The organism is Microvirga subterranea, from assembly GCF_003350535.1.
GTDB classification, from domain to species: Bacteria; Pseudomonadota; Alphaproteobacteria; order Rhizobiales; family Beijerinckiaceae; genus Microvirga; species Microvirga subterranea.
The window spans coordinates 23,855-45,258 of record NZ_QQBB01000019.1 but is presented as its reverse complement, the minus strand read 5'-3'; the positions used below and the strand labels follow the sequence as shown (position 1 = coordinate 45,258).

The window sequence follows — 21,404 nt, the reverse complement described above, 5'->3', positions numbered from 1 at the left end:
GGAAGTCAGCTTGTCCGTAGGAGATCTCAGCGCAAAGCCCATCAGAACCGCGCCGCCGATGAACCCGATATAAGTTCATCAATCCCCAGTGTCAACTACTTTCTTCAGATCATTTTCCGAAGAAGCTGCCGACACCCTGTCCGGAAACAGGATCTCCGAAAAAACAGAAAGTCGTCCCGGCCGATACCGGGCCAACCTTCACGGTTCTCAGAGAGGCACCGAGGCGAACCAGTCAGTGCCGCCGTCGATGGGCGCTTTATAAGCTCACCCGTTTCGCGGTGTCAACACGGATGTGAACTTTTTTTGACAGCCGCGTTTTCCACGGCCCGGTGCACGCCGGAATTCGCTTCAGATATCGTTGCCTCACTGCGGACACACTGAGGGTGAAAGCAACCGCGAGGCTTGCGGCGGCTCCCTGCCGGAGGGAACGCTGCGTCAGCCTGTGCGGGCGCGCTCAAACGTGCTAGAGCGCAGTTCGAGTTCGTCTTCATAACGATAATCTTCATAACCTACCCGCTTGGTGTCGATGAGCCATATCCCTTCCGACGATGATCGCACGACGGGCTCCCGCAGGGAGATCTCGCGCGCGTCGTCCGGAATCGATCTGGGGCATGAGCCGCCGCTCAACCCCTCCGGCGGCGACGCATCTGAAATCGACAGGCGCGGGGTCAATGTCCGTTGGCTCGGCGCGAGCGTCCTGACGGGCGTGACCGGCGCGGTACTGATCGGGGCCTCAATCTATATAGCGCTCGAAGGCGCCACCACGTCGGCCAATCCCCCGGAGCGGGCGGCCTTGGGGCCCGTCCGGAGTGGCGACGACCGCGAGCACGCCTCGAGCGCGTCGCGCAAGGCGGATCGGCTGAACCTTACCGAGAACACGGTGCTGGCCCGCCAGAGCTTCAAGGCCCCGATGACGATCCGCAACGGCGATCGGGAAGCCATCAAGGTGCGCCAGTTCGTGCGGATCGCCACGAACCTGTCCCTCTCGACCGGGACCTACGCGACAGACATTCCGCCCTTCAATCCCATGCGCCTGTTCGCCGACGCGCCTCAGGAGCGCCCGCCCGAGCCTCAGCCGGAAGTGGCCGACGCGGACGTCTCGGTCGTCCGGCAGGACCTGACGCCGATCGCGATCGAGGCCAGCGCCCCGGCGCTGAGCGACGACGATGTGCTCGCCATGCTGGAGGAGGACCGCCGCCTCTCCGCGGAGGCGGGGCGGCAGAGCGCCGTCCCCATTCCGGCGCAGCAGATGCTCTCGCGGACCCTGAAGCAGCCGGACGGGCTTGGGGACGCCCTCGGCTATGCACGGATCGTCGATGCGCCCTTCAGCACCATCGAGGTGCGGGTGGTGCCCGAGAACGTGACCAGTCTTCCCAAGGTCGACCAGAGGGCCGCAGGGCCCCTCGTGGAAGAACGGGAGATCATCCTCAAGAAGGGCGAAACCCTCGAGACGGCCCTGCGCTCCTACGGGGCCACGCCGGACCAGATCCAGGCGATCACCAACGCGCTCTCGGCCCGCATCAAGGTCGCAGCGCTCGGGGAGGGTCAGCGCCTGCGCGTCCTCATCGCGCCCGGGCCGCTGCTCGGCGATCCCCGGCAGATCGTCCGCGTGCTCGTCTTCGGCGAGAAGGGCATCGAGGCCATCGCGGCCACGAACGACCGCGGCCTCTTCGTGTCCGTCGCGCCGCCCGAGGATCGGGCCGATTCCAGGACGGCCGTGGCGCAGGAAGAGGAAGCGGAGGACGACGGACGCGGCGTGCGGCTCTACGAGAGCCTCTACGAGACCGCCATGAAGAACGACCTGCCGCGCCAGACGGTCGAGGAACTGGTGCGGATCTTCGGATACGATCTCGACTTCCAGCGCCGGGTGTCCCCCGGCGACAGCTTCGAGATCTTCTTCGGATCCGACGACGAGGACGGGCCGCCGGAGGTCCTTTACGCGGCCCTGTCGGTCGGCGGCGAGTCACGGCGGGTCTATCGCTACCAGGGCGACGACGGAACGGTGGACTTTTTCGATGAAGCCGGCCGCTCCCTGAAGAAGTTCCTGCTCCGCAAGCCGATCACCGACGGCATCCTCCGCTCCGGCTTCGGATCGCGCAATCACCCGATCCTCGGCTACACCCGCCCGCACACGGGCGTCGACTGGGCCAACCGGATCGGCACCCCGATCCTGGCCGCAGGCAACGGCACCGTCCTCAAGGCCCAATGGGATTCCGGGGGCTATGGCCGCCGCGTCGAGATCCAGCACACCAACGGCTATGTGACGGCCTATTCCCACATGTCCTCCTTCGGCAAAGGCATCGTGGCCGGCACCAAGGTCCAGCAGGGCCAGGTGATCGGCTATGTAGGCAATACGGGTCTGTCGACCGGTCCGCACCTCCACTACGAGGTGATCATCAACGGCAGCTTCGTGGATCCGCTCAAGATCCGCCTCCCCCGCGGCCGCGAGCTCGAGGGGCGCGGCCTCGCCGAGTTCAAGCGCCAGCGCGAGCAGGTGGACGAGCTCATGACCCATGCGACCGGGGCATCGGCCAGCCTCTCCCAGCGTGCCGAACTGCGTTAGCCGATGCTCGATCTGCTCGCGATCGTCCTGCCGGTCTTCGGCCTGATCGGGATCGGCTATCTCGGACGGCGCACGGGCTTCGTGTCGGAGCGGATGGGAGACGGGCTCTCGGAATTCGTCTTCAGCCTGTCCGTCCCGTGCCTGATCTTCAATACCCTGGTCCGGGCCAAGATCCCCGAGGTGCAGCCCTGGGGCTACTGGATCTCCTATTTCGCCGGGGTCGCGGTCGTGTGGGCGCTCGCCATGTTGCTCGGCCGGCGGCTGTTCGGGCTCAAGGGAGTGTCGGCCGTCGTCGCGGGCTTCTCGGCCGGCCAGGCGAACACCGTCTTCGTCGGCGTGCCGATGATCCTCAAGGCCTATGGAGACGAAGGCGCCGTGCCGCTCTTCCTCCTGATCGCCGTTCACCTGCCCGTCACCATGACGCTGGCGACCATCATGGCCGAAGGGCGACAGGCTTCGCCCCTCACGATCCTGCGGCGGCTTGCGACCCATCCGATCGTGGTCGGCATCCTGGCCGGCTCCGCCTTCCGGCCGGTCGCCCCGTATGTTCCGGGGCCGGGCTGGCAGATCGTGGAGCTCCTGGCGAGCGCCGCCGTCCCCTGCGCTCTGATCTCCATGGGCATCGCCCTGCGCCGCTACGGGCTGCAGATGGGCTGGAAGCTGCCGACGCTGATCTCGGCCTTCAAGCTGGTGCTGCACCCGCTGATCGTGCTGCTCCTGGCCACGTATGTGTTCGACATGCCGCCGGTCTGGGCCGGGGTTGCGGTGCTGTTCGCCTCCTGCCCCTCGGGCATCAACGCCTACCTGTTCGCGGAGCGCTACGGCGAGGGCGTGGCCCTGGCGTCGAGCACCGTCACCCTGTCGACCATCCTGGCGCTCGGCACAACGCTGATCTGGCTCTACGTGCTCGGCATCGGCTGAGCCGGAAAGCCCAGCCGCACCCTCAGCTCCGCGGCCGAGACGCCGCGATCCCTGAGAACGACGAGCGCCTCCGACCGTCGGCTCTTCGCGAGCTTGTCGCCTTCCGGATCGCGGATCAGGTCATGATGATGATAGAGAGGCGTGGGCAGCCCAAGGAGGTCCTGGAGCAGGACATGCAGGTCGGTCGCCGCCTCCAGGTCCTTGCCTCTGACCACATGGGTCACGCCCTGGAGGGCGTCGTCCACCACGACGGAGAGATGATAGCTCGTCGGCGTGTCCTTGCGGACGATGACGGCGTCGCCCCAGCGGCCGGGCTGCGCCCGGCAAGGCTCCTCGCGCATGGATCGGTCGAAGCGGACATAGCTATGCGGTCCTGGAGAGAGAAGGAGCGCCTGGCCCATATCGAGCCGCCAGGCATGGATGTCTCCCGCGGCAATCCGCAGGGCGGCCTCGTCCGGCGGCAGCCTCCTGCAGGTGCCCGGATAGAGCGGCGCCCCGTCTGGGTCCCGCGGCCAGGGCTCTCCCCCCGCCTCCCGGCAGGCGACGGCCTCGGCGATGTCCTTGCGGGAGCAGAAGCAGGGATAGACCACCCCCCTCCCCTGCAACCGGGAGAAGGCGGCGCGATAATCGGCGAAATGCTCCGATTGCCGGCGCACGGGCTCTTCCCACGCGAGGCCGAGCCAGGCGAGATCCGCGTAGATGGCCGCCTCGAACGCGGGACGGCAGCGGGTCAGGTCGATATCCTCGATGCGCAGGAGGAAGCGCCCGCCGAACCGCCGCGCGAAATCGTCGTTGAGAAGGGCCGAATAGGCATGGCCGAGATGAAGCCGCCCGTTCGGGCTGGGAGCGAATCGAAAGACCGGCTTCGTCACGGAGGCCTGCATGGGAGAGGACTAGAATGACCGCCACCCTCCTCGAATCGGAGGCCGTTCTCAAGAGGGGGCTCGCGGAGCTGACCGAGGCCGATCCGGTGATGCGGGATCTCGTGGCCGCGGGCGCCGCCCCCACGCTCCGCAAACGGCCGCCCGGGTTCGGGGGCTTGGCCTGGATCGTCGTCGGCCAGCAACTGTCGACCTCCAGCGCGGCGGCGATCTGGGGGCGGGTGAAGGAGCTCTACGAGCCCGATTCGCCTGACCAGTTCCTCGCCCTCTCGGACGATGCGCTTCGTGCCGCAGGGCTTTCCGCCGGCAAGGTCAGGACCCTTCGGGCCGCTGCGGCTGCCGTCGTGGAAGGAGCCCTGCCGCTCGGCCGGCTGCACGACCTCCCCGCCGACGAAGCCCATGGCCTGCTGACGGCCGTCAAGGGGATCGGCCCCTGGACGGCCGACATCTATCTGCTGTTCTGCCTCGGTCATCCCGATGCGTTCCCGGGCGGGGATCTCGCGGTCCAGGAGGCTGCCCGCCTCGCCTACGGCCTGGAGCGCCGCCCGAGCGCGAAGGAACTGACCGCCATGGCGGAAAGCTGGCGCCCCTGGCGCGGTGTGGCCGCCAAGGTGCTCTGGGCCTATTATCGGATCGCCAAATCCCGGGAGGGCAGCCCCGTCTCCTGAGGCGAAGCCCCCGTCGTGCCCTCGAATCCTTGAGGCTCTCCTGCCATGACGACCTTCGACGATGCTCCGCGCCTGGCCCCCCGGTCGGGTCATGCCCGGCAGCTTGTGGTTTTCCTGCACGGCCTCGGCGCGGACGGACGCGACCTGATCGACATCGGGCGTGAATGGCAATCCTGGTTGCCCGATGCGGCCTTCGTGGCGCCCCATGCCCCCGATCCCTACGAGGACGCCCCTGTCGGACGACAGTGGTTTCCCCTGACCTTCCGGGATCCGGGTGAGACCTGGCGCGGCGTGAATCAGGCGGCTCCCGCCCTCGACGTCTTTCTCGACCACGAACTGGCGCGGCACGGCCTGCCGGCCTCGAAACTCGCCCTCGTGGGCTTCAGCCAGGGAACCATGATGGCCCTGCATGTAGGCCTGCGGCGCGAGACGGCGCCTTCGGCGATCGTCGGATATTCGGGGCTCGTGGTCCTGGAGGCCGGAAAAGGGCCGGAGAGCCTTGCGGCCGCGATCCGGTCGAAGCCGCCGGTCCTGCTCGTCCATGGGGATCGGGACGATGTGGTGCCCACTGAAATGCTTTTCTTCTCGAAGGAGGTGCTGGCTGCGGCTGGCATCCCTTGCCAGTGGCATCTCTCCCGCGGGCTGGCCCACGGGATCGACGAGGAGGGGCTGCGCCAGGGCGGGCTCTTCCTCGCCCAGGCGTTCGGCCTCCCCTCCCCTGCTTGAGCCCTCAGGCCCGGGCGGCCTTGAGGGCCACCTGGGCGCCGGCCCTGAGCAGGGCCGTGTCGCTGGAGATGGAGATCAGATCGAATCCCTTGCGCACGAGCTCGGCCGCACGCTCGCCGGTGCCGGCATAGACCCCTGCGAGCTTGCCGGCGGCCCGGACCCTGGCGAGGGCATGGTCGAGGGCGCCCTCGACCTCCGGGCTCGTCGGGTTCATGCTGCGGCCCTTGGACAGGGCGATCGAGAGGTCCGACGGTCCGATGAAGACACCGTCGATGCCGGGCACCGCCAGGATGTCGTCGATGATCGCCAGCGCCTCGCGCGTCTCGACCATGGCGAAGGCCACCGAGAGACCGTTGGCGGAAGCAAAGTAATCGGCCGGCTGGAGACCCGAGAGGGCGAGCGCCCCGTGAGGGCCCCAGCTCCGCTCGCCCACCGGCGGGAACTTCATGGCGCCGGCGAAGCGCCGGGCGTCCTCGAGGGTGTTGATCATGGGGGCGATCACCCCGGAGACCCCTGCATCGAGGAAACGGGATGCCGACGCGAAATCGCCGACCGGGATGCGGACCATAGCCGGCTTGCCGGCCGCCGCGATGAGGGGAACCGCCCTCATGGCCGGAGCGAAATCGATGGCGCCGTGCTGAAGATCGATCACCACGGCGTCGAAGGCCTCACGGGCGAGGAGGCCGGGGATTGCCGGATCCGGCAACCCGCACCAGGCGGCCAGGACGGGAGAGCCGCCTTTCAGGCGGTCGGGAAAGGAAGGATTCGTGAGCATCATGCCCCTACCTTATCGCCTTGCGGCGGCTCTTGGGCGCCCTGGTGGCGCCGATCACACTATTATTTTACGTTTGGCAACCCGGGTTACCGGCCGGCCTGGATCTGCTCGACGGCCTGGCCCATCAGGTCCGACATGACGCGCGCCAGCTCGGCGTCGTCGACGGACTTGCCGGCCGCGTCGAGGTCCTGGCGCACCTTGCGGATCACGTCCGCATCGCCGGCCTCCTCGAAATCCGCCAGGACGACGGTCTTGGCATAGGCCTCCGCGTCCGCGCCGCTCTTGCCGAGCCGCTCGGCAGCCCAGAGGCCGAGAAGCTTGTTGCGGCGAGCCGTGGCCTTGAAGCGCAGGTCTTCGTCATGAGCGAACTTCTTCTCGAAGGCGTCTCTGCGGTCGTCGAAGCTGGTCATCGGCATTCTCTCCTTGCGATGGAACTTTCTGCGATATAAAGGCGCACTCGCGTTGCCGCCAGTAGTCCCCACCTTTAAAGCAGGGTCCGGTCGAACCGCCATCTTGATGCAGCGCACGGCCCGCGTTGTGCTTATGCCAGGGATCGGATAGGTTGCGCCGCAAGCGGGGCGGCGGCGAAAGCCGTGCTCTCGCCAGCCGCGGGTCTGGCAGTTTCACCCTTAAGGAGCCACGGCAATGGATTTTCTCAAACCTCGGTACACACCTATGAATCGTCGCCGTCGCATCTACGAGGGCAAGGCGAAGGTCCTTTACGAAGGCCCTGAGCCCGGTACGCTGATCCAGCACTTCAAGGATGATGCCACCGCCTTCAACGCCAAAAAGCATGAAGTGATCGATGGCAAGGGCGTGCTCAACAACCGGATCTCGGAACACATCTTCCAGCATCTGAACGACATCGGTGTGCCGACCCACTTCATCCGCCGCCTCAACATGCGCGAGCAGCTGATTCGGGAGGTGGAGATCATCCCTCTCGAGGTGGTGGTCCGGAACGTGGCGGCGGGCTCGCTCGCCACGCGCCTCGGACTGGAGGAAGGCACGCAGCTTCCCCGTTCGATCATCGAATTCTATTACAAGAACGATGCGCTCAACGACCCGATGGTGTCGGAGGAGCACATCACGGCCTTCGGCTGGGCGACCCCGCAGGAGATCGATGACATCATGGCGTTGGCCATCCGGGTCAACGACTTCCTGTCCGGCCTCTTCCTCGGCGTCGGCATCCGCCTCGTCGACTTCAAGATGGAAACCGGCCGCCTCTGGGAAGGCGAGATGATGCGCATCGTCGTCGCCGACGAGATCTCTCCCGACTCGTGCCGCCTCTGGGACATCAAGTCCAAGGACAAGCTCGACAAGGACCGCTTCCGCCGCGACATGGGCGGGCTGGTCGAGGCCTATTCCGAGGTGGCCCGCCGTCTCGGCATCATGTCAGAGAACGAGAACCCGAACGGCCCGCGCCTCGTGCAGTAAGGCGGGCTGCCTTTCCGGCGAACGTTCGAGCCCGGCCTCCTGGCCGGGCTTTTTCGTTGGCGCTCGCCTCCCATCGACCTTCTGCCTGGTTTGGCGCTAGAGAAGAAAGCCATGCCGCTCCGCCTGCTCCTTCGTTCCGCTGCCCTTGCCGTCGCGTTCAGTCTGGCCAGTTGCGGCTATGTCCCCCGCCCGGTCGCAGGCCTCCCGCCCGGCGAGCCTTGGGGCGCCCTGCCCCTTCGCAAGTGGCTCGCGGAGGATCGGGCCGAGCCGCTGGCCCTGTCGTTCTGCGCCCCGCCCGAATGCCGTCCCGGCCTCGCGGCAGGGGTCATCCGTCTCACCGGGAAGGATGCCGAGATCACGCGCGCCCTGCTGAAGGACCCGGAGCGCCTGGCCCGCGCCCTGCGCTCGCCCGCCGGCCGGGACAAGCCGGTGCGGGCGCAGGTGTCGGTCGAGCGCCTGAAGGGCGGGCCCTACGACGGCTTCGCCATCACCCTCGCGCCGGCCGACGGCGGCAAGCGCCCGGCTTACGGCGCCGCTCTCGGCAGGCCCGAGGGCGACGGCCTGACGGTCGTTCTCGTCATCGGCGAGGACCCTGAGAACGTCCGGGCGACCGTGCGGGACGTCGCGGAGCGCGAATTGGGCTCCTGAGGGGCGTTGTCTCTTGCGGCCATTGGCTTTATGGCGTTGGCCATCTTTCCATACAGCCGAGGATCCCATGAAAGCCCGCGTCACCGTGACCCTGAAGAACGGCGTGCTCGATCCCCAAGGCAAGGCCATTGAAGGCGCCCTGAAGTCCCTCGGCGTCGAGGGCATCGGCGGCGTCCGCCAGGGCAAGGTGTTCGACATCGAGCTCGACACGGCCGACAAGAGCCAGGCCGAGGCCTCACTGAAGGCCGCCTGCGAGAAGCTTCTCGCGAACACCGTCATCGAGAACTACCGCATCGAGATCGCGTGAGGCAGGCATGAAATCCGCTGTCATCGTCTTCCCCGGCTCCAATCGCGAAGGCGATGTGGTGCGGGCGCTCCGGATGGCCGGCTCCGACATCCAGAAGGTCTGGCACGCCGAGACAGAGCTGCCGAAGGGCACGGACCTCGTGGTGCTGCCGGGGGGCTTCTCCTACGGCGACTATCTGCGCTGCGGCGCCATCGCGGGCCGCGCCACCGTCATGGATGCGGTCCGGGCCCATGCGGCCCGCGGCGGCCTCGTGCTCGGCATCTGCAACGGCTTCCAGATCCTGTGCGAATCCGGCCTCCTGCCGGGCATCCTGATGCGCAACGCCAACCTCAGGTTCATCTGCCACCGGCAGTTCCTGAAGGTCGAGCGCAACGACACCCCGTTCACGAAGGCCTATGCCCAGGGCCAGGCGATCGACGTCTGCGTCGCCCACGGCGAGGGCAACTACACGGCCGACGAGGAGACCCTGAAGCGTCTCGAGGGCGAAGGCCTCGTGGCCTTCCGCTACAGCGATGCCCACGGCCACGTGACGGCCGACGCCAACCGCAACGGCTCGATGAACTCCATCGCGGGCATCTATTCCGAAAAGCTTAACGTGCTCGGCATGATGCCCCATCCGGAAAACCTGGTCGAAGACCTGGTCGGCGGCACCGACGGGCGCGGCCTGTTCGAGAGCCTCGTCTCCTTCGCCAAAGCGGCGTAACCCATCAAACCGCGAGACCCCGATGATCCGCAACGACGTCGCCATCACCCCGGAGCTGGTGAAGGAGCACGGGCTGAAGCCTGACGAATACGACCGCTTCGTGCAGCTGATCGGCCGCACGCCGACCCTGACCGAGCTCGGCATCGTGTCGGCCATGTGGAACGAGCACTGCTCCTACAAATCCTCCCGCATTCACCTGCGCGGACTGCCCACCAAGGCGCCGTGGGTGATCCAGGGGCCGGGCGAGAATGCCGGCGTCATCGACATCGGCGACGGGCTGGCCTGCATCTTCAAGATGGAAAGCCACAACCACCCGTCCTTCATCGAGCCCTACCAGGGCGCGGCGACGGGCGTCGGCGGCATCCTGCGCGACGTGTTCACCATGGGGGCGCGCCCGATCGCGTCCCTCAACTTCCTGCGCTTCGGCGAGCCGGATCATCCGAAGACCCCGCATCTCGTCTCGGGCGTGGTGGCCGGCATCGGCGGCTACGGCAATTCCTTCGGGGTGCCGACGGTGGGCGGCAGCGTGGGCTTCCACCCGCGCTACAACGGCAACATCCTCGTCAATGCCATGGCGGTGGGCCTCGCCCGCACCGACGAGATCTTCTATGCCAAGGCGACCGGCGTCGGGAACCCGATCGTCTATCTCGGGTCCAAGACCGGCCGCGACGGCATCCACGGCGCCACCATGGCGTCCGCCGAGTTCGACGATGCGTCCGAGGAGAAGCGCCCTACCGTGCAGGTCGGCGACCCCTTCGCCGAAAAACTCCTGCTGGAGGCCTGCCTGGAGCTCATGAAGTCGGGCGCCGTCATCGCCATCCAGGACATGGGCGCGGCCGGCCTCACCAGCTCGGCCGTCGAGATGGGCGCGAAGGGCAATCTCGGCATCGAGCTCGACCTCGACAAGGTGCCCTGCCGCGAGGAGGGCATGACGGCGTACGAGATGATGCTGTCCGAAAGCCAGGAGCGCATGCTCATGGTGCTCAAGCCCGGCATGGAGCAACAGGCAGAAGCCATCTTCCACAAATGGGGCCTGGACTTCGCGGTCATCGGCAAGACCACCGACACCCTGCGCTTCGTCATCAAGCACGAGGGCGAGGTGAAGGCGGACCTGCCGATCAAGGAGCTCGGCGACGAGGCTCCGGTCTATGATCGTCCGTGGGTGGAAAGCCCCAGGCAGCCCGTGATCGCGCCGGGCAGCGTGAAGGCCCCGATGACGGAGGCCGAGGCGCTGCTCAAGCTCGTCGGCTCGCCGGACCAGTGCTCCAAGCGCTGGGTCTGGGAGCAGTACGACTACCTGATCCTCGGAAACACCGTTCAGACGCCCGGCGGCGACGCCGCCATCGTGCGGGTCGAGGACGGACCAAAGGGCCTCGCGCTCACCACCGACGTGACCCCGCGCTACTGCGAGGCGGATCCGTTCGAGGGCGGCAAGCAGGCGGTCGCGGAGGCCTGGCGCAACATCACGGCGGTCGGCGGCCTGCCGCTCGCCATCACCGACAACCTGAACTTCGCCAGCCCCGAGCGCCCCGAATCGATGGGGCAGTTCGTCGGCTGCATCAAGGGAATCGGCGAGGCCTGCGGCGCCCTCGACTTCCCGGTCGTGTCGGGCAACGTCTCGCTCTACAACGAGACCAACGGCCAGGGCATCCTGCCGACCCCCGCCATCGGCGGCGTCGGGCTCCTCGACGATGTAACGGTCAACGCCTCGGTCGCCTTCAAGCGCAACGAGGATGCCATCATCCTCATCGGCGCCACTCAAGGGTGGCTCGGCCAGTCGATCTACCTGCGCGACATCTGCGGCCGCGAGGAGGGTGCGCCTCCGCCGGTCGACCTCGTTCACGAGAAGCGCAACGGCGACTTCGTACGCCAGCTCATCCGCTCCGGCCAGGTGGACACCGTCCACGACTGCTCGGACGGCGGTCTTGCGCTTGCCCTCGCCGAGATGGCCATGGCGGGCAATATCGGCGCCATGATCACGGCCTATCCGGAGAACCTGCCGCTCCATGCCTTCCTGTTCGGCGAGGACCAGGGCCGGTACGTGATCGCCGTCGATGCCGATGTGGCGGCCGACATCCTCTACGAGGCCGGCGCCATCGGCGTTCCGGCCGTCGTGCTCGGCGTGACCGGCGGGTCTTCATTGATTCTGCCTGGGGAGCAGGCCATATCGGTCAAGGAACTGAAGGCGGCCCATGAAGCCTGGCTGCCGGACTACATGGCCGGCAAGGCCTGAGGAGCTGAACCAGCATGCCCATGGATGCCCGCGAAATCGAGAGCATGATCAAGGCCGCCATCCCGGATGCGACGGTCGAGATCCGGGACCTGGCCGGCGACGGCGACCATTATGCCGCCACGGTGACGTCGGCGGCCTTCAAGGGCAAGTCGCGGGTCCAGCAGCACCAGATGGTCTATGCAGCGCTGCAAGGCCGCATGGGCGGCGTGCTCCATGCCCTTGCATTGACGACGCAAGCCCCCGACAATTGAGACGAAGACGCGGCGCCTTGAACGCCGCGGAACAGGAGAAGACTATGACTGACGCCCGTCAGGTGATCGACAACGAAGTGAAGTCCAACGACGTCGTGCTCTTCATGAAGGGCACGCCCCAGTTCCCCATGTGCGGGTTCTCGAGCCAGGTCGTCCAGATCCTGAACTATCTCGGCGTTCCCTATAAGGGCGTCAACGTGCTCGAGGACGAAGGCGTCCGCCAGGGCATCAAGGATTATTCCAACTGGCCGACCATTCCCCAGCTCTACGTGAAGGGCGAGTTCATCGGCGGCTGCGACATCACCCGCGAGATGTTCCAGGCCGGCGAGCTGCAGCAGCTCTTCGCCGACAAGGGCATTCAGGTTCAGCAGAACGCCTGAGGGCGCCGAGCTCCTGACGATCCGAAGGCGGGGCATGGACCCCGCCTTTTTTGTTGCCCGGGAACCGGGTCCTCCCTCGAATTTTTGTCGCATTCCATAAATGGCTAAGGTTTTGGCATAATAATATTTCTCCGCATGCGGAGCCGCCGCAACAACAAGAACCAAGCGGCCGGAAGAGTGGGGTTTGTCATGTTCGAGAAAGAGGCCGCGAACGTCGTCGCGTTCAGGCCGCGCCAGGCGAAGGCGGCGCAGCACCATCCCAAGAGCCTGCTGGAGCGGATCTATGCCGCGGGCTCGCTCGCCATCCGGGCGGACGACGTCGCCACCAAGACGGCGGCCACGATGCTCCAGGCGCTCGGGTTCCTGGTGATCGAGGAGATCCTGGCCGACGGAACGCCGCGCCGCCTGCAGCGGGGCGAGGCCCGCGAGGCCATGGACCGGCCGTGGCGGCTCCTGAAGCCGGCTTTCTCCGGCGAGGCCGGAATTCCCGATGGCCAGGGCGCCTTCCCGGCCTAGAGAGAAAGCATCGGATTGGCCCAAAAGTGCAAATCCACTTTTGGGTCCGATGCTCAAGGCTTCCCGAGAGCGGTGCGCACGAAGGTGAAGGCGTCCGGCGAAGCCCACTCGGCCGGGCCCTTCAGGAGCGCCACCTCGCAGCCCGATGCGTCGACCACGAAGGTGGTGGGCAGCCCCACCACATGGCCGGACTTCTGAAGGGTCTGGAGCAGCTTGCCGCCGGGGTCGGCGTAATAGGCCAGGTTGCGGATGCCGTTCTCCTGGAGCCAGGCTTTCGGCTTGTCGGGATTGCGCGTGTCCACGTTGACGGCCACGACCTCGAAGTCCGAGCCCCCGAACTCCGCCTGGAGCTTGTCGAGGGCCGGCATCTCCTGGCGGCACGGGACGCACCAGGTGGCCCAGAGATTCACCAGGATCGTCCTGCCCTTGAAGGCCGACAGGGTTCTGGGCTGCCCGTCCGGCCCGGCGAAGCTGATCTCCGGGGGCGGCTTGGGCGCGTTGCTGACGCCGACTGCGGCGAGTTCCCCCTTCGCCAGAGGCTTCAGCCTGTCGGCCATGGGCTTGGCGATCGCGCATTCATTCGATGCCGTGGCGGTGGCGCCATGCTGCGACAGGCCATACCAGGCAGCCGCCGCACCGATGCCGCCCAGGGCGACGACGCCGATCAGCAGCGGTAGGGTGCGGGACGCGAGGGATCGGGATGCTTGCGACATGCCCGCCGGTGTGCCGCTTTTCGGCAGCATCCTCAAGTCTGGAATGGCCGAACGGACTCAAGTCCCTTTCACGATCCCGTGGTGCAGAATCGCGGATCGATCTCGACGGCGGATCTGGACCCTCCGCTTAACCGCGTTGAGGACAGGGCGCCTCGGCCCTTCACCTTCCCTCTCGCCTCGAAGGAAGGTTCCCGTTATGGTGCGGCCACGTTTCGGAGCATGTGATGTCGTCCAGCCTACCCCTTCCCCGCGTTGCGTTGATCGCGGGCCTCGCCCTTCTCAGCCTGTCGGCCTGCGGCCGCCGCGGTGCGCTCGAGCCGCCGCCGGACCCGTCGGCGCAGGCCGCGACGCCCCAGGTGGAAGGCCAGGCGACACTCCCCTCCCCGGTCGGCACGCCCCGCTCGAAGCCCAATCGCGGCTACACGATTCCCGACAAGCCCTTTATCCTCGACCCGCTGCTCTAAGGCCGCCCGATGCACCATTTCGCTTATCGCGACGGCGTCCTCTACGCGGAGGACGTCGATCTGCGCCGCCTCGCCTCCGAGGTCGGAACGCCGTTCTATTGCTATTCCACGGCCACGCTGGAGCGGCACTACCGGGTCTTCGCCGAGGCCTTTGCGGATACGGACGCCCTCGTGTGCTACGCCATGAAGGCGAATTCCAACCAAGCCGTCCTGAAGACGCTCGGCCGCCTCGGGGCCGGCATGGACATCGTCTCAGAGGGCGAGCTGCGGCGGGCGCTCGCCGCCGGGATTCCGGGCGACCGGATCGTGTTCTCGGGCGTCGGCAAGACGAAGGCCGAGATGGCTTTCGCGCTCGACAGCGGCATTCTCTGCTTCAACGTGGAATCCGAGCCGGAGCTCGAGGCCCTGTCCGAGGTTGCGGTGTCGAAGGGGATGCGGGCGCCGATCTCGATCCGCGTCAATCCGGATGTGGACGCCAAGACCCACAAGAAGATCTCGACCGGCAAGTCCGAGAACAAGTTCGGCATCCCGATCTCCCGGGCCCGCGAGGTCTACGACCGGGCGGCGAAGCTCAAGGGACTCGCGATCACCGGCGTCGACATGCATATCGGCAGCCAGATCACCGACCTGGAGCCCTTCGACAACGCCACCGCCCTGCTGGCGGAGCTTGCCCGCGACCTGATGGGCGCCGGCCACCGGCTGCACCACATCGACCTCGGCGGCGGCCTCGGGGTGCCCTACCGGGAGGACAACGAGCCCCCGCCGGATCCGCAGGCGTATGCGCGGATCATCAAGAAGCATACGGTCGACCTCGGCCTCAAGCTCGTCTTCGAGATGGGGCGCATGATCGCTGGCAATGCCGGCATCCTGGTCACGCAGGTGATCTACGTGAAGGAAGGGGCAGGCAAGACCTTCGTGATCGTGGATGCGGCGATGAACGACCTGATCCGCCCGACCCTCTACGAAGCCCATCACGATATCCGCCCCGTCGCCGAGCCCGACCCGAACGGCGGACGCATGATCGCCGACGTGGTCGGCCCGGTCTGCGAGACGGGCGACTATCTGGCCCTGTCCCGTGACCTTCCGGCCGTGAAGCCGGGCGATCTTCTGGCCATCATGACGGCGGGCGCCTATGGAGCCGTGCAGGCCAACACCTACAACACCCGCCGCCTCGTTCCCGAAGTGCTGGTCCATGGACCCGACCATGCCGTCGTGCGTCCGCGTCCGAGCTATGAGGACCTGATCGGGCTCGACCGGACCCCCAACTGGCTGGCGTGACGCCCGCCCGCGCCTTCAAATCTCCACGCTCCACCCGTCACATGACGAGGACGTGATCGGGTCCTTGCGCATTAAGCCCTGTCGGCGGCACTTCTGTGCCCATTTGACCGCTGGTCATCGGGGGCTTGCGTGCTAGCTTCTGAACGGGGGCTTGAGGCGAGGACCGCTTGGCGGGAGACTTTGGCATGAGCGAAGGCCCGAACCCGAATCCGGCGCAGAGCCCCCTGGACAGGCGGTTCTCGCGTCTCGTCGGGCGCGCGCGCTGGTCTCTCTGGTGGGAGCGGGCCTGGCCGCGGATCTGGCTGCCGCTGGCCATCATCGGGCTGTTCCTGACCCTCTCCTGGTTCGGCCTCTGGCTCGACCTGTCGCCGCTCTGGCGCAGCCTGGGCCTGAGCGCGTTCCTGCTGGCGTTCCTGGTTTCCCTCTGGCCGCTCCTGCGCCTGCGCTGGCCGAGCCGCACCAGCGCCCTCGACCGGCTCGACCGGGATACGGGCCTCGATCATGGACCGGCCCGCGTGCTCGACGACCAATTGGCGCTCGGGAGCAGCGACGTCGGCACGCGCGCCCTGTGGGCGCTTCACCGCAAGCGGGCCGAGGAGACGGTCGCGCGGATGCGCGTGGCGCCCCCGCGCCCAGACATGCCGCGCCATGACCGCTACGCCCTGCGGGCGGCCGGCATCCTGGCCCTGGTGGCGAGCGCCTTCGTGGCCGGCCCGGAAATCGGCTCGCGCCTGGCCGCGGCCTTCGACTGGAGGCACGTGGAGGCCTCGGGGCCTGCCTTCCGCATCGACGGCTGGATCGATCCGCCGCTTTACACCCGGATGCCGCCTCTGATGATCGACCTCGCGCGTGGCCAGAACCTGCGGGCGCCGATCCATTCGACGGTCGTCGTCCGCATCGCCGGCGAGGGCAACGCCGAGGTCACGCCGGGGAGCGGGCTCACCCCCCTGCCGCCCAAGGGCAACCAGCGCACGGACCTGCGCGAGGAGCGCTTCACCCTCGACGGCAGCGCCGAGCTGGCGATCCGCACGGGCTTCGCCCAGACCACTCGGCTCACCATCGAGGCGATCCCGGACAACCCGCCGACCATCGCGTTCGCCAATCCTCCGGAGGTGAATGCCCGCGGCACCTTCACCCTGAGCTACAAGGGCAAGGACGATTACGGCATCGCGTCCACGGAGGGTCTCGTCGAGAAGGCCGAGAGCGGCAAGGGCCGGTCCCTCGTGGCGGCGCCGCAGATCAACCTCGCGTCTCCCGGCAACGACGAGAACGCCCCGGAGACCCGCTCGCCCGTCGATCTCACCAATCATCCCTGGGCCGGCGCCAAGGTGACCATCAAGCTTCGCGCCAAGGACGAGGCCGGCCAGGAGGGCGTGAGCGAAGCGGTCAGCTTCACCCTGCCGCAGCGCCCCTTCACCAATCCGCTCGCGAAGGCCCTGGTGGAGCAGCGGCGCAGCCTCGTCCTGGCTCCCGACGACCGGAAGCGGGTGCAGACCGCCCTCGACGCGCTCCTCATCGCGCCGGAGGAGTTCACGCCGCAATGGGGCGTGTTCCTCGGGCTGCGGACCGCGGCGGACGACCTGCGCCGGGCCAAGACCGACCAGAACCTGCTCGACGTGGCCGAGTGGCTCTGGGCCATGGCGCTCCAGATCGAGGACGGTGGGCTGTCCGATGCGGAGCGCGAGCTGCGCGCCGCCCAGGACCGCCTGAAGGAGGCGATGGAACGCGGCGCGACCAACGAGGAGATCAAGCGCCTGACGGACGAGCTGCGGCAGGCCATGGACAAGTTCCTGCGCGAGTTCGCCCAGCGCATGCAGCAGAACCAGCAGAACCAGGACCAGGCGCAGAACCAGCAAGCGCCCGACCGCGTGATCTCGCAGGACGACCTCAACCGCATGCTCCAGCAGATGGAGGACGCCATGCGGCGCGGGGACATGGCCGAGGCCCAGCGCCTGCTCGACCAGCTGCGCAACATCCTGGAAAACCTGCAGACCGCGCAGCCGAACAGCCGCATGAGCGACCCCCTCGGACGGGAAATGAACCAGGCCATGCGCGATCTGGAGAACATGGCCAGGGAACAGCAGAACCTGCGCGACGAAACCTTCCGGCAGGGCCAGAACGAGCGCATGCAGCAGGGTGACCGCAACCGGCAGCGTCAAGGGCAGCGGCAGCAGGGTCAGCGCCAGCGCGGCCAGCAGGGACAGCAAGGGCAGCAAGGCCAACAGGGGCAGAACGGCGAAGGCCAGGAGCAGGCCGAGGACGGCCAGGGCGGCGATCAGCAGGATCCGCTCGGCCTCCGGCAGCGTCAGCAGGCTCTCCGGGAACGCCTGGAGGAGCTGCAGCGGCGCATGCAGGGCATGGGCATGCAGGGCGAGCAGGGACTGGGCGAGGCCGAGCAGGATATGCGCGAGGCCGAGAACTCCCTCGGCCAGGGTCAGGACGGCCCGGCCGTCGACGCCCAGGGCCGTGCGCTCGAGAACCTGCGCCGCGGCATGCAGGGCATGGCGCAGCAGATGCAGCAGATGCAGCAGGGCGACGGCAACCAACAGGCCGGCGACCAGCCGGGCCAGGGCGATCCTCAGGGACGGGGACAGGCTTCGCAGCGGGACAACGACCCGCTCGGGCGCCCGACCCGGAACCGGGATTTCTCCGACGGTCGCGTTCACGTACCGGAAGCCGGCGAATCGGCGGCCCAACGGGCCCAGCGCATCCTCGAGGAACTGCGCCGCAAGCTGGGGGATCCGACGCGGCCCCAGGAGGAGCTCGACTACTTCGACAGGCTGCTCCGCCGGAACTGACGCGCGCCAACAAGCCTACTTGCGCCGATGACGGGTTCGGGCCACGGTCCGGCCCGTTTCTCCGATGGAATCGTCATGAACAATTTTGTCGAACTTCTCGTGCCCGTGGCCGTCCTCGCCGTGGCCTTCGTGCTGCTTCTCGGGCTCTTCAACATGCTCCGCGGCGGCAGCGCCAACCGGTCGCAGCAACTGATGCGACTGCGTGTTCTGCTTCAGTTCATCGCCATTGTGGTGATCATGGGCGTGATCTGGTGGAGAGCCGCCTAGCTTGCTCCATATTGACACTTTTCCGCCATTGTTCTCTATACAGGTCATTAGTCATATTCGGCCCATTCGGCGGCCGTTTCCTTTTTCTTTGATGGATCTCTTATGCGCGTCGGCACAGTCCTGGGCCTCAGCCTCATGCTCGCATCCGTGGGAGCGACAGGCGTCTTGGGAGCCGACGACAAGGGACTGGCGGGGAACGCGCCTTCTGCTCCATCGAGCTTCCTGTCGGAGTTCCGATTCGGCCTCTCGGCGCAGGATCCGTGGGGCACCGAGGGACGGGACGGATCCGCGAACCTCACCGGCGAGATCTTGTTCGCCAAGCCGTTCACGGCGTCCGATCTGTTCACGAGCTACTTCATTCCGCGTCCGCACGTGGGCGGCAGCCTGAACGTGGACGGCATGACGAGCTTCGCCTATGCGGGCCTGTCCTGGACCGTCGACCTGACGCCGAGCCTCTTCGTGGAAGGAAGCCTCGGCGGCGCCGTGCACAACGGCAAGGGCCGTTCGCCGAATCCCTTGGACCAGCACCAGCAGCTCGGATGTTCGCCGCTCTTCCGCGAGTCCGGATCGGTGGGCGTTCGGCTTTCGGCCAACTGGAGCCTGATGGCGACCGTCGAGCATCTGTCGAATGCAGGCTCCTGCTCGGAGAATCGGGGCTTGACGAATATCGGCGCGCGGGTTGGGTATTCCTTCTAACGGAACACCAACTCTCGAGGCCTTGAATGGTCGTCCTCAACCGCATCTACACCCGCACGGGCGACCAGGGCACGACGGCGCTGGCCGCCGGCGGACGCCGTGCGAAGCATGATCTTCGAATCGAGGCCTTCGGCACCGTCGACGAGACGAACGCCTGCCTCGGGATGGTCCGGCTCCACACCGCCGGGCACGAGATCGACTCGATGCTCGCGCGCATCCAGAACGACCTCTTCGATCTCGGCTCCGACCTGGCGACGGTGGAGACGGACAAGCCCCTCCCCTACGAACCCCTACGCATCACGCAAGGCCAGGTCGATCGCCTCGAACAGGAAATTGACCAGCTGAACGGGCATCTGGCGCCGCTGCGCTCCTTCGTTCTGCCGGGCGGAACACCCGCCGCCGCGGCCCTGCACCTGGCCCGCACCGTCTGCCGTCGCGCGGAGCGCCGGGTGGTGGAGCTTGCCGGACGGCCCGACGAGAAGGTCTCGCCAGAGGCGGTGAAGTATCTCAATCGCCTGTCCGATTTTCTTTTCGTGGCGTCACGCTACATCAACGACAAGGGTGCGCTCGACGTGCTCTGGGTGCCGGGCCAGAATCGCTGAGGATCGGACCATGTTCCTGCCGCTTCATGACGGCGTTCCTTTGCGGCACTTGAAGACGCCCGTCGTGACGCGGTCCCTCCTGGTCGCCTGCACCGTCGCCTATCTCCTCACGTTCTACGGACCGATCGGACCCGACGCGACGGTGGCGGGGTTCGGGATGATCCCCGCCGTCCTGTTCGGCATCGAGGTGCTCCCGCCCGGCTTTCCGTTCGTGCCGGAATCCCTGACGCTCACCACCAACATCTTCCTGCACGGATCCCTGCTCCACCTGATCGGCAACATGCTGTTCCTGTGGGTGTTCGGTGACAACGTGGAGGACGCCATGGGCCACCTCCGCTTCCTGGTGTTCTTCCTGGTCTGCGGAACCGCCGCGAGCCTGACCCATGCCTTCATCGAGCCGGACTCGCACCGTCCGCTGATCGGCGCCTCGGGTGGGGTTTCGGGCGTCGTCGCGGCCTATCTCATCCTGTACCCGCGCGTGCGCATCTGGGGCCTCTTTCTCAAGGGCATCCCCTTACGGCTTCCGGCCTACTGGGCGATCGGGTTCTGGTTCGTGCTGCAATTCCTCGCCGCCTTTCTGGGCGGCGACGACAGCGTCGGCTGGTTCGCCCATCTCGGCGGCTTCGTGGTCGGCGCGGCGCTGACTCCTTTCATGCGGCACCGCTACGACCCCGTCCTGGCGCGGGTGGAGGCGCAGGAACTTCAGGCACCGCGTTGACAATCGGGAGCCGACCGCTACGGTCCGTTCCATCTTTTTCCCTATCTATCCGGAGAGCAGGTCGAGGACCGGCCCCGGAGCTGACCTTTCGATGAGGACAGACGCATGAAGCTTCTGGTGTGCGTGAAGCGGGTCGTTGACTACAACGTGAAGATCCGGGTGAAGGGCGACGGGTCGGGCGTCGAGCTCGCCAACGTCAAGATGTCCATGAACCCGTTCGACGAGATCGCCGTCGAGGAAGCCGTGCGCCTCAAGGAGCAGGGCAAGGCCACTGAGATCGTGGCCGTCTCGATCGGCCCGCAGCAGGCCGGCGAGACCATCCGCACCGCGCTCGCCATGGGGGCCGACCGCGGCATCCTGGTGAAGACCGACGCAACCGTCGAGCCGCTGGGCGTCGCCAAGCTGCTGAAGGCCGTAATCGAGCAGGAGAAGCCCGACCTCGTCATCATGGGCAAGCAGGCCATCGACGACGATTCCAACCAGACCGGCCAGATGCTGGCGGCCCTCCTGGGCTGGCCGCAGGGCACCTTCGCGTTCAAGGTCAACGTGGGCGAGGCTTCCATCGACGTCACCCGCGAGGTCGACGGCGGCCTGCAGACGGTGGGCCTGAAGCTGCCTGCCATCGTCACCACGGACCTGCGTCTCAACGAGCCGCGCTATGCCAGCCTGCCCAACATCATGAAGGCCAAGAAGAAGCCCCTCGACGAGACCTCGCCGGAGACGCTCGGCGTCGACGTGAGCCCGCGCCTCAAGGTGCTCAAGACCGCCGAGCCCGGCGGCCGCAAGGCGGGCGTGAAGGTCGGCTCGGTGTCCGAGCTGGTCGAGAAGCTGAAGGTCGAAGCGGGCGTGCTCTAAGGGAGAA

24 protein-coding genes are annotated in these 21,404 nt (G+C 67.0%); 20 read left to right on the top strand and 4 right to left on the bottom strand.

Annotated elements, in window-relative coordinates; all coding sequences use genetic code 11:
* The first annotated feature begins 526 nt into the window (after positions 1–526).
* Both DES45_RS23805 and DES45_RS23800 read left to right on the top strand, forming a co-directional pair.
* A complete protein-coding gene (locus DES45_RS23805; RefSeq protein WP_114773323.1) occupies positions 527–2,563 on the top strand; it encodes a M23 family metallopeptidase in 2,037 nt (678 codons plus the stop codon).
* Positions 2,564–2,566: 3 nt separating this feature from the next.
* The gene (locus tag DES45_RS23800; protein WP_114773321.1) at positions 2,567–3,484 is read left to right on the top strand and encodes an AEC family transporter; all 918 of its coding nucleotides are present in this window, start codon (positions 2,567–2,569) and stop codon (positions 3,482–3,484) included.
* On the opposite strand, the gene gluQRS is transcribed toward DES45_RS23800, so the two are convergent.
* Positions 3,463–4,368, bottom strand: a complete 906-nt coding sequence (gluQRS, locus tag DES45_RS23795) for a tRNA glutamyl-Q(34) synthetase GluQRS (protein WP_114773319.1) — start codon at positions 4,366–4,368, stop codon at positions 3,463–3,465. The two genes, DES45_RS23800 and gluQRS, sit on opposite strands and share 22 nt — an antisense overlap.
* Before the next feature lie 14 nt (positions 4,369–4,382).
* Between gluQRS and DES45_RS23790 the strand changes: the two genes are divergently transcribed.
* A complete protein-coding gene (locus DES45_RS23790; RefSeq protein WP_114773317.1) occupies positions 4,383–5,033 on the top strand; it encodes a DNA-3-methyladenine glycosylase family protein in 651 nt (216 codons plus the stop codon).
* 45 nt (positions 5,034–5,078) lie between these two features.
* Positions 5,079–5,759, top strand: coding sequence for an alpha/beta hydrolase (locus DES45_RS23785; RefSeq protein ID WP_114773315.1), 681 nt, complete (start codon positions 5,079–5,081; stop codon positions 5,757–5,759).
* Between the two features lie 4 nt (positions 5,760–5,763).
* Here DES45_RS23785 and DES45_RS23780 read toward each other — a convergent pair whose 3' ends face one another.
* Both DES45_RS23780 and DES45_RS23775 read right to left on the bottom strand, forming a co-directional pair.
* Positions 5,764–6,534, bottom strand: a complete 771-nt coding sequence (locus DES45_RS23780; protein ID WP_114773329.1) for an HpcH/HpaI aldolase family protein — start codon at positions 6,532–6,534, stop codon at positions 5,764–5,766.
* A gap of 86 nt (positions 6,535–6,620) precedes the next feature.
* Positions 6,621–6,944, bottom strand: coding sequence for a DUF1476 domain-containing protein (locus DES45_RS23775; RefSeq protein WP_114773313.1), 324 nt, complete (start codon positions 6,942–6,944; stop codon positions 6,621–6,623).
* Positions 6,945–7,179: 235 nt separating this feature from the next.
* Between DES45_RS23775 and purC the strand changes: the two genes are divergently transcribed.
* The 8 genes from purC to DES45_RS23735 all read left to right on the top strand — a co-directional run bounded on the left by purC (position 7,180) and on the right by DES45_RS23735 (position 13,006).
* The gene (gene purC, locus DES45_RS23770) at positions 7,180–7,968 is read left to right on the top strand and encodes a phosphoribosylaminoimidazolesuccinocarboxamide synthase (protein WP_114773311.1); all 789 of its coding nucleotides are present in this window, start codon (positions 7,180–7,182) and stop codon (positions 7,966–7,968) included.
* 111 nt (positions 7,969–8,079) lie between these two features.
* Positions 8,080–8,616, top strand: coding sequence for a hypothetical protein (locus DES45_RS23765; RefSeq protein ID WP_114773309.1), 537 nt, complete (start codon positions 8,080–8,082; stop codon positions 8,614–8,616).
* Positions 8,617–8,683: 67 nt separating this feature from the next.
* Positions 8,684–8,923 carry a phosphoribosylformylglycinamidine synthase subunit PurS gene (purS, locus tag DES45_RS23760; RefSeq protein ID WP_114773307.1) on the top strand — a complete coding sequence of 80 codons (240 nt, stop codon included), beginning with the start codon at positions 8,684–8,686 and terminating at the stop codon, positions 8,921–8,923.
* A 7-nt stretch (positions 8,924–8,930) separates the two neighbouring features.
* Positions 8,931–9,626: a phosphoribosylformylglycinamidine synthase subunit PurQ gene (purQ, locus tag DES45_RS23755; RefSeq protein ID WP_114773305.1), complete on the top strand. Its 696-nt coding sequence runs from the start codon at positions 8,931–8,933 to the stop codon at positions 9,624–9,626.
* 22 nt (positions 9,627–9,648) lie between these two features.
* Positions 9,649–11,859 (top strand): phosphoribosylformylglycinamidine synthase subunit PurL, encoded by a 2,211-nt coding sequence (gene purL / locus DES45_RS23750; protein ID WP_114773303.1) that lies wholly within the window; start codon positions 9,649–9,651, stop codon positions 11,857–11,859.
* A gap of 14 nt (positions 11,860–11,873) precedes the next feature.
* The gene (locus DES45_RS23745) at positions 11,874–12,110 is read left to right on the top strand and encodes a BolA family protein (protein WP_114773301.1); all 237 of its coding nucleotides are present in this window, start codon (positions 11,874–11,876) and stop codon (positions 12,108–12,110) included.
* A 44-nt stretch (positions 12,111–12,154) separates the two neighbouring features.
* Complete coding sequence (gene grxD, locus DES45_RS23740) at positions 12,155–12,490, top strand: Grx4 family monothiol glutaredoxin (RefSeq protein ID WP_114773299.1); 336 nt, start codon at positions 12,155–12,157, stop codon at positions 12,488–12,490.
* A 189-nt stretch (positions 12,491–12,679) separates the two neighbouring features.
* Positions 12,680–13,006 carry a hypothetical protein gene (locus DES45_RS23735; RefSeq protein ID WP_114773297.1) on the top strand — a complete coding sequence of 109 codons (327 nt, stop codon included), beginning with the start codon at positions 12,680–12,682 and terminating at the stop codon, positions 13,004–13,006.
* A 53-nt stretch (positions 13,007–13,059) separates the two neighbouring features.
* On the opposite strand, the gene tlpA is transcribed toward DES45_RS23735, so the two are convergent.
* On the bottom strand, positions 13,060–13,719 hold the full coding sequence (gene tlpA, locus DES45_RS23730) for a thiol:disulfide interchange protein TlpA (protein WP_170151620.1): 660 nt from the start codon (positions 13,717–13,719) through the stop codon (positions 13,060–13,062).
* A gap of 224 nt (positions 13,720–13,943) precedes the next feature.
* Between tlpA and lptM the strand changes: the two genes are divergently transcribed.
* The 8 genes from lptM to DES45_RS23690 all read left to right on the top strand — a co-directional run bounded on the left by lptM (position 13,944) and on the right by DES45_RS23690 (position 21,397).
* Positions 13,944–14,183, top strand: a complete 240-nt coding sequence (lptM, locus tag DES45_RS23725; RefSeq protein WP_114773293.1) for an LPS translocon maturation chaperone LptM — start codon at positions 13,944–13,946, stop codon at positions 14,181–14,183.
* Positions 14,184–14,192: 9 nt separating this feature from the next.
* Positions 14,193–15,461 carry a diaminopimelate decarboxylase gene (lysA, locus tag DES45_RS23720; protein ID WP_114773291.1) on the top strand — a complete coding sequence of 423 codons (1,269 nt, stop codon included), beginning with the start codon at positions 14,193–14,195 and terminating at the stop codon, positions 15,459–15,461.
* A gap of 185 nt (positions 15,462–15,646) precedes the next feature.
* Positions 15,647–18,259, top strand: coding sequence for a TIGR02302 family protein (locus DES45_RS23715; protein WP_114773289.1), 2,613 nt, complete (start codon positions 15,647–15,649; stop codon positions 18,257–18,259).
* Between the two features lie 75 nt (positions 18,260–18,334).
* Positions 18,335–18,526, top strand: coding sequence for a twin transmembrane helix small protein (locus tag DES45_RS23710; RefSeq protein WP_114773327.1), 192 nt, complete (start codon positions 18,335–18,337; stop codon positions 18,524–18,526).
* A 102-nt stretch (positions 18,527–18,628) separates the two neighbouring features.
* Complete coding sequence (locus DES45_RS23705; RefSeq protein ID WP_114773287.1) at positions 18,629–19,222, top strand: acyloxyacyl hydrolase; 594 nt, start codon at positions 18,629–18,631, stop codon at positions 19,220–19,222.
* A gap of 26 nt (positions 19,223–19,248) precedes the next feature.
* Positions 19,249–19,824, top strand: a complete 576-nt coding sequence (locus DES45_RS23700) for a cob(I)yrinic acid a,c-diamide adenosyltransferase (protein WP_114773285.1) — start codon at positions 19,249–19,251, stop codon at positions 19,822–19,824.
* Positions 19,825–19,834: 10 nt separating this feature from the next.
* Positions 19,835–20,542 carry a rhomboid family intramembrane serine protease gene (locus DES45_RS23695; protein WP_114773273.1) on the top strand — a complete coding sequence of 236 codons (708 nt, stop codon included), beginning with the start codon at positions 19,835–19,837 and terminating at the stop codon, positions 20,540–20,542.
* 105 nt (positions 20,543–20,647) lie between these two features.
* The gene (locus DES45_RS23690; protein ID WP_114773271.1) at positions 20,648–21,397 is read left to right on the top strand and encodes an electron transfer flavoprotein subunit beta/FixA family protein; all 750 of its coding nucleotides are present in this window, start codon (positions 20,648–20,650) and stop codon (positions 21,395–21,397) included.
* The last annotated feature ends 7 nt before the right edge of the window (positions 21,398–21,404 follow it).